2 protein-coding genes are annotated in these 1,997 nt (G+C 59.2%); both read left to right on the forward strand.

All coding sequences use genetic code 11. From position 1 onward, the window contains the following. Positions 1-219 precede the first annotated feature (219 nt). On the forward strand, positions 220-1,230 hold the full coding sequence (locus tag ACW9JE_RS30425) for a class 1 fructose-bisphosphatase (protein WP_224540340.1): 1,011 nt from the start codon (positions 220-222) through the stop codon (positions 1,228-1,230). A gap of 4 nt (positions 1,231-1,234) precedes the next feature. Continuing rightward, on the forward strand, positions 1,235-1,837 hold the full coding sequence (locus tag ACW9JE_RS30430; RefSeq protein ID WP_457434870.1) for a DUF924 family protein: 603 nt from the start codon (positions 1,235-1,237) through the stop codon (positions 1,835-1,837). Positions 1,838-1,997 lie beyond the last annotated feature (160 nt).

The raw sequence follows: 1,997 nt of genomic DNA on the forward strand, positions 1-1,997 counted from the left end.
AAACCAAATGTGGGAGCGGGCTTGCTCGCGAATACGGTCGAATGGGCAAAGAAAATCTTGAAACCATCACCATTCCCCGACCTACATCCGGCCCATTTCCATCTACGCTCATCCCCGCGCATGAACTCTCTTGAGCCGATTCCGTCTGATAGGAGGCAATGCGCCCCGACTCGCGCTAAACTGCGCGGGTTTTTAGCCCCCCATTCCTCGGAGCCTTCCATGTCCCGCGTTACCTTGAGTCGCTATTTGATTGAGCAGACCCGCAGCAACAACACTCCTGCCGATCTGCGCTTCCTGATCGAAGTGGTGGCGCGTGCTTGCAAGGAGATCAGCCACGCCGTTTCCAAAGGCGCCCTGGGCGGCGTACTGGGCAGCATGGGCACTGAAAACGTTCAGGGCGAAGTGCAGAAGAAGCTCGACGTGATCTCCAACGAAATCCTGCTCGAAGCCAACGAATGGGGCGGTCACCTGGCCGGCATGGCGTCCGAAGAAATGGATAACGCCTACCAGATCCCGGGCAAATACCCGAAAGGCGCCTACCTGCTGGTATTCGACCCGCTGGACGGTTCGTCGAACATCGACATCAACGCCCCGGTCGGCACCATCTTCTCGGTACTGCGTTGCCCTAACGAATACCTGAGCCAGAACGAAGCCCTGAACGAAAAGGCCTTCCTGCAGCCAGGCACCCAGCAGGTCGCCGCCGGTTACGCGATCTACGGTCCACAGACCATGCTGGTCCTGACCCTGGGCGACGGCGTGAAAGGCTTCACCCTGGACCGCGAAATGGGCAGCTTCGTCCTGACCCACGAAAACATCACCATTCCTGAGTCCACCCAGGAATTCGCGATCAACATGTCCAACCAGCGTCACTGGGAAGCCCCGGTACAGCGTTACGTCAGCGAACTGCTGGCTGGCGAGGAAGGCCCGCTGAAGAAGAACTACAACATGCGCTGGGTTGCCGCGATGGTCGCGGACGTGCACCGCATCCTGACCCGTGGCGGTCTGTTCATGTACCCACGCGACAGCCGCGAGCCATCCAAGCCGGGCAAACTGCGTCTGATGTACGAAGCCAACCCGATGTCGTTCCTCGTCGAACAAGCGGGCGGCGCTTCCACCAACGGCCACCAGCGCATCCTCGACATCCAGCCTGAAGGCCTGCACCAGCGTTGCGCGGTGTTCCTGGGCTCGAAAGAAGAAGTGGCCCGCGCCACGGCGTACCACAAGGAGTAAAACCATGAACGAGCCCTGGCAGCCGTTGCTCGAATGGTGGTTCGGAACATCCGGATCAGCGAAGGAAGTGGCGGCACAGAAGGGCAAGTTATGGTTCGGCAAGCGTGACAGTCAGGACCTCGAAGCGCGCACGCGTTTCGGGGACCTGGTCGAACAGGCACTGGCCGGCGGATTGACTGACTGGGCGCAACGCCCCGAAGGTTGGCTGGCCCTGGTGCTGCTGCTCGATCAACTGCCACGCATGCTCTTTCGCGATTCCCCCAAAGCCTATTCCGGTGACATCAGAGCCCAGGCCCTGGTGGCCCAAGGCATCGCTGCGGATTTCGACCGGCAATTGCAGCCGATCCAGCGGGTGTTCATCTACCTGGTGCTGGAGCACTGCGAACACCTGGCGGTGCAGAACGAATGCATCTCGCGCTACATCGAATTAGTCGCGCAGCAGCCGGAAAGCGATCAGGCCCTGTTCGCCGATTACCTGGACTATGCCGAGAAGCATCAGAAGGTGATTGCCCGGTTTGGGCGGTTTCCTCATCGCAATGAGGTGTTGGGGCGGAAGTCTACGGCTGAGGAACTGGAGTTTTTGAGCAAGCCTGGTTCAAGGTTCTGAATCTCCCTCGCCAGTGATGGCCTCTTCGCGGGCAAGCCTCGCTCCTACAGTGATTGTTGTTGTACGCAGATTCCGTGTACGACACTAAACCCTGTAGGAGCGAGGCTGAACTGGCCTAATAATCCCGGACACCTCTTTAGGGCGATATGATTCGCCCATT

The organism is Pseudomonas sp. SDO55104_S430, from assembly GCF_054070595.1.

Coding starts and splice junctions, on each gene's coding strand:
- ACW9JE_RS30425 (WP_224540340.1), top strand. CDS start 220: ATGTCCCGCGTTACCTTGAGTCGCTATTTGATTGAGCAGACCCGCAGC.
- ACW9JE_RS30430 (WP_457434870.1), top strand. CDS start 1,235: ATGAACGAGCCCTGGCAGCCGTTGCTCGAATGGTGGTTCGGAACATCC.